The 5497-nt window shown below is 40.0% G+C and carries 5 protein-coding genes; 2 read left to right on the forward strand and 3 right to left on the reverse strand.

Annotation, left to right across the window (positions count from 1 at the left end; all coding sequences use genetic code 11):
* Positions 1–921, reverse strand: a 921-nt coding sequence (locus IQ229_RS11085; protein ID WP_194043664.1) for a S8 family serine peptidase, incomplete at its 3' end; no start/stop codon positions are given.
* A 400-nt stretch (positions 922–1321) separates the two neighbouring features.
* Between IQ229_RS11085 and IQ229_RS11090 the strand changes: the two genes are divergently transcribed.
* Entirely contained in the window at positions 1322–1870 is a 549-nt protein-coding gene (locus IQ229_RS11090) for a hypothetical protein (RefSeq protein ID WP_194043666.1), read from the forward strand.
* Positions 1871–1945: 75 nt separating this feature from the next.
* Entirely contained in the window at positions 1946–2842 is an 897-nt protein-coding gene (locus IQ229_RS11095) for a DUF4351 domain-containing protein (RefSeq protein ID WP_194043668.1), read from the forward strand.
* A 98-nt stretch (positions 2843–2940) separates the two neighbouring features.
* On the opposite strand, the gene IQ229_RS11100 is transcribed toward IQ229_RS11095, so the two are convergent.
* Positions 2941–4197 carry a toprim domain-containing protein gene (locus IQ229_RS11100; RefSeq protein ID WP_194043669.1) on the reverse strand — a complete coding sequence of 419 codons (1257 nt, stop codon included), beginning with the start codon at positions 4195–4197 and terminating at the stop codon, positions 2941–2943.
* Positions 4198–4261: 64 nt separating this feature from the next.
* Positions 4262–5497, reverse strand: a 1236-nt coding sequence (locus IQ229_RS11105) for a diaminopimelate decarboxylase family protein (protein WP_322743973.1), incomplete at its 5' end; no start/stop codon positions are given.

Here is a 5497-nt window from a genome sequence, read left to right on the forward strand (position 1 = left end):
CTGCGACCCCAACGCTGAAGCTAAACGAATCGGCATGAGTTTTGCACCCGGTGCTACACCAGATGCCCCAAAGTTACCGTTTGCACAAGCTACTCCTGCACAAGATGTACCGTGGTTATTATCATTTCCTGGTCTGGGATTGTTCGTTTTACGTGTAACATCACGTGGGGCAACAATCTTGCCAGAAGAACGGAACTCTTCATGATCGAGATCCATCCCATCGTCAATAATTGCAATAATTGTCCCAGTGCCATTGCTCAACTTCCAAGCTGCTTCAACGTTGGCATGGGCGTTAATTGTCTTACCATTAATTGTTGTTTGCTTTAAGTGCCACTGTTGCGGGAAAACCTGACGTTGGCGTGACTCACGCGCTAGTTCGGGATGGCACAGTTCAACTGATTCCTCATTTAGAAGTCTCTCGGCGATGTCAAAGACGGCTATACCAGTATTTGTAGGGGCACTGACAAAATAAGCATTTCTTGCGTATTCAAGTTGGCGTTTAATTGTTAAGTTATAACGTCTTAAAACGTCTTGGCAGACACCTGAATCTTCTTCGCTATCAAATTTAACAAAAATGTTTTCAGTGTAAACTACAGGTTGTTGGGATACTGGATCGATTAAGACGCGTCCAGCAAATTGGACTTCGGACTCATTGTTGAGAATTTCACGGGCGCGATCGCGCAAAGTAGCATCCTGATTCGGAACTTTCGCTTGCAAAATTTCTACACCCGCTTGCCGAAACCGTGTTTTTAACTCAAATTGATTGAGGATACTACGAGCTGTGGGTGATACAGGTGCGACTTCAAAGGATCTTGCACCAATAATAGTGCTGCGGCTTTCTGTACGCACTACAACGTGTTCGTTACTGATAGCAAATTCATACTGTTGGCCGTTCTGTCCACCATAGCGAACTTGAACCATTGTTTAATCTCCTAAATGTTTTGAAAATTGGGCATTGGGCATTGGGCATAACAATTCCTAGTCCTGAGTAAAGAAGTTAGGGTTTTTTACCCAGCACTCATAAGGGGGATTGGGAAACCGTATTATGCCTTATTTTTAAAGCTTACTGTACGTATTGTAGGCTTACGTTTACTTTATGGATGCTTCTAATTTCATGTGTTATATGTGTATTACGATACAGAATTTAATCTATCTCAGTTCATACAAACCTTCGATTAGTCTTTCCAGAAAAGAGAGGATTCAAAATCAGGTTGCTTTAAAAATCTTCACTATCTGTAGGGGCGTATAACTGTGCATCACGATGAAATAAATGTATTTCGTACCACTGAAAACGCTATAAGATCATTAGAACTTGAGAAAGATGTTTTATTTTCCGGCTGAGTATTTTTTACCCCTGATTCGTGAAGTGAGATTTCAAAAAGACTACTTTTCTGAGTATCCTGAACAAATTCGCGTTAGTGGCGATGTAAGCCTACGCACTGCTGTATCTTACACTCGTAAACCTGGGTACTATGCAGTACATTACAATCAACCCAGCACTGTGGCAATAGGGGCAATTTTACGACTTAACGACGGTGCAATCGCAGTTTTTTCAGGCGAACCCAATCAATCAGAACAGGGTATATTGAGTCCGGTTTATACGCTAGAATCCAATGCTTCCTTAGCAGTACCAACTGGACTGGTTTTTATCCGCTTTGCTGAAGGCGTTGATGTGGAGTCGCAGCGTGAGGTAATTAATCGAGCGGGTTATGAAGTAGCAGAAAGCCTTTCTTATGCGCCTCATACCGCTTGGTTGCGTGCCAAATCAGGTAAGATTATTGATGCGATCGCTGGAATTTCTCAGTTAGAAGCGATCACTAATGTTGAGAATGTCGAACCTCAAATGCTTATGCAAAGAGGTTTCAGATAAATTACCAATTATACATCTAGTAAAAGTAAGTGGGGCGATCGCCAATTCATTAGCTAAATAAACTTTTTTGATTGAATGACTAGATTTATCCATGACCAATTTGCAAAAGATTATTTGGAAGAATTATTAAAACCTTATGGAGAAGTGCAAGGTTCTAGCCGTGTGGCGGGAGAAGTTCGAGAAATCGATGTTTTATTTTCTCCTTTAACAAAACAAAGCACGAATTTAGAAACACTAGGATTATTAGGAAGATTTGCCGCTACAGCAGCAATTTTTGAACCCTTCCGCAACCCTGCATCAAAAGAAGAAATTTGTGATTGTCTGTTAAAATTATTAGAAGTAAGGGGTGGATTACAACGTCAAGCAAATCGCAATAAAACTTCCATTCCAGAATTAGAACTTCCCAAATTATGGATACTCACCCCAACAGCATCTACAACACTGCTGTCAGGATTCGGTGCTACTCAAAAGGTAGATTGGCTACCTGGAGTACATTTTATTGCAGAGTATTTGCGGACTGCGATCGTTGCGATTCACCAGTTACCGCGCACCCAAGAAACTCTGTGGTTAAGAATTCTCGGTCGAGGAACAGTACAAAAACAAGCAATAGATGAATTAGAAGCACTATCATCAAATCATCCATTTCGCAGAGCAACGCTAGAATTACTTTATAACTTGCGGCAAAACTTGCAAGTTAATCAAAATTCAGAAGAAGACGATCGGGAGTTAATTATGCGATTAAAACCACTTTATCAACAAGACCGGGAACAAGCTATAAAAGAAGGGAATAAGCAAGGGGAACAACGTTTAATTATACGTCTACTAAATCGCCGTTTTGGTGAGATTGATTCATCTACTATTGAGCGAGTTCAAGGATTATCTATTGAACAATTGGAGGCGTTAGGAGAGGCTTTGTTAGACTTCTCAGCTATTTCTGATTTAGAAGCTTGGTTAAACCAACAAATTGAATAAATCTAATCTGTAAATCAATTAAACAAATTTTGTGTGATACTGCACTTTATTCATGTAGGGGCAAGTCATCAATTACCCCTACAACTGAAATAAGAATATTAACCAAAACTTTGAACAACGTACATATCATTTCCTGTATCGCCTACTAAAAGCAAGCTGCTGTCATCACTTTCTAAATTTTGGCTGCCAGCAATGCCCTTTTGCAAAACTTTAATTATTCTTTGGGGAGTGAAAGATTCCAATTCGACAAACTTTCCAGATTCTAACCATGCTAATTCTTCAGCAGATAAACTTTGACGTATTTCTTCGGGTAATTGTTTAGCTGCTTGCGCCGACTCTGGAGAGGTTTGAATGAACATTCCGCGCTTAGTAGCGATAATTTGACGTGGCGTTAGTCCAATATCAATAATCGCAATCTCGCTATTGAGAAACCAATTAGCATTGGTTCTCAAATTATGAACTAAAGCAATTCCTCGTGGATTGCAATCATGTATTGCATAGGCTTTCAAATCGGGATTGCGCCGCAGCATTTGCATTGTGGTGTCAAAAATGCTTTGGGGATATCCAGTAATGCTGAGAATTGCACAGTTGTTCTCAAAGTGAAAATTATTAGCAATTAATAGTTGAGCAATACTAGCACTATCACAAACGACTAATCTATCAAAACTGTAAGCCGTTACGTCAGGATTAATCGCGGCTGGTGTATTTTCCTGCTTTGGCGAAGGAAGGATTTTGAGAATGGAACCATTTATCTGCTGCCAACGATCTAGCCAATCTTTAACCTGAGATTCAGAAATTAAAAAGTCTTGTGTTAATAATTCAATTCTCCCTATCTGTAGAGTTCCTAAATATATGGGCAGCATTCCTAGTATCACAATAATCACAAAGAGGGGAAATGACTTTAAAGCCAGAATTCCTATCGAAAGGATAATTACTCCTATGATTTGTAAATTCCTCGCATTTTGTTTGCGACTTACAAGATTGAGTTTAGTTGATTTGCTACTTACATAAAAGAAATTAATAAACGCAAGATTTACTATTAGCGGTATAAAAATTGTTAATGATGTAACCAAGTTAATAATTAAAAAAGGAATTAACCAGCCAAATCGTGAAATTGACTTTGAGTTTTTTCTTAGACGATTATCTAGAAAATAAAGTAGTTGCTTGGGTGTAAAAAATAAGGTGTTATTTGCAGAAATGTCAGCGATCGCCTTTGCAAAAAAAGGATCAGTAATCTGAACATTACTCATACTAGTCGGTTCAAAGGCAAAGAGATGATTGCATTTTATACACCGACCTTGATTAGCTGTCCGGTCTTTTAGTTTATTGTCAGTTCCGCAGTTAATACACTTCATAATGGTTGTTTTATGTTAGTTATTAATTGTTAGTCAATACGGTTGAGATTGGGCTTGATCCCCCCTAACCCCCCTTAAAAAGGGGGGAACTATCAAGCATTTGATTTGTTAGTAAAACACTGTAGTCTTCTCGTTGGCGAATTAAGCGATGTGTGTCATTTTCTAGCAAGACTTCCGCAGGTTTGGGACGGTGTAAAAAGTGAGACGACATTGCATAACCATAAGCACCGACATCTAAAATGGCAACGATATCACCAATTTCTAGCGCTGGGAGTTGGCAATTTTTCCCCAGATAATCTCGTGAATATGTGGTGTTACCACAAATATCAGTTGTGAATGGATTGTCTACTTTTTTCCAAGTGATAATTTCTCGGTAGCCGCCGTGTACAGAGGGTACTGAAAGATTAGCAACGGTGGTATCAACTCCAACAATCTGTTTTTCTCCTTGCCATTTCACCGAAACAACTTGAGCAAGCAAAGTTGCACATCCTGCGATCGCACTTCGTCCGGGTTCAATCACCAAATCAATTTCCCGTCCTAAACGAGTAATTCTCTCGGTTAACTCAGCCCCAAATATTTCCCAGTTAAAGGCTGTTTTGTTATGGTGATAAGGATAGCCAAAGCCACCACCAAAATCTAAATATTCCCAATCAGGTAACTTTTGTGCTGTGGCGATTACCGTATCGATTGCTTGGGTAAAAGCTGCTGTGGCGTTAGTTCCCGTCCCTCGATAGAAGTGTAAACCACTCAGCTTTAGTCCCACCTCACCAGTTAAAGCGATCGCATCACCAAATTTCTCTGGACGTACACCAATGCGGCTATCTCCAGTAATTTCCGGCAAATTGAGGCGTAAACCTAGCCGAATAGCTTTCTCTGTGTGTTTGGGCAAAACTTTGCAGCACAACTGTAATTGAGCGAGGCTATCAAAATTGAGAGTTGTAACTCCCCAATTTAGGACTTGTATCATCTCAGCCTGATTCAAATTACTGCCGCTATAAACAATCTCACGAGGATCGAAACCAGCTTGCAATCCTAAATAAATATCTCCCGGCGTATTGGCGTGAAGTCCCCACCCAAAGGAACGAAAAATTTTTAACAGCGCAATGTTGCCATTGGTAACGCTTGCAAACCGAAATTGCGTGCGGGGATAACTGACTGCTTTGGTAATCCGCTCAATAGTTTCGTCCAAGCGATCGCCATTATAAACATAAAGCGGAGAACCGTAGTTATTCAGTAACTCCTGAGCAAGTTCCCTGGAGAATGGGGGATTAAGACGATTTTGAGTTAAATTATTTGATAC

Source organism: Nostoc cf. edaphicum LEGE 07299, from assembly GCF_015207245.1.
GTDB lineage: Bacteria > Cyanobacteriota > Cyanobacteriia > Cyanobacteriales > Nostocaceae > Nostoc > Nostoc edaphicum_B.

Excerpts from the sequence above, each read along its gene's own strand:
- IQ229_RS11090 (WP_194043666.1), top strand. The coding sequence starts at position 1,322 with ATGTTTTATTTTCCGGCTGAGTATTTTTTACCCCTGATTCGTGAAGTG.
- IQ229_RS11095 (WP_194043668.1), top strand. The coding sequence starts at position 1,946 with ATGACTAGATTTATCCATGACCAATTTGCAAAAGATTATTTGGAAGAA.
- IQ229_RS11100 (WP_194043669.1), bottom strand. The coding sequence starts at position 4,197 with ATGAAGTGTATTAACTGCGGAACTGACAATAAACTAAAAGACCGGACA.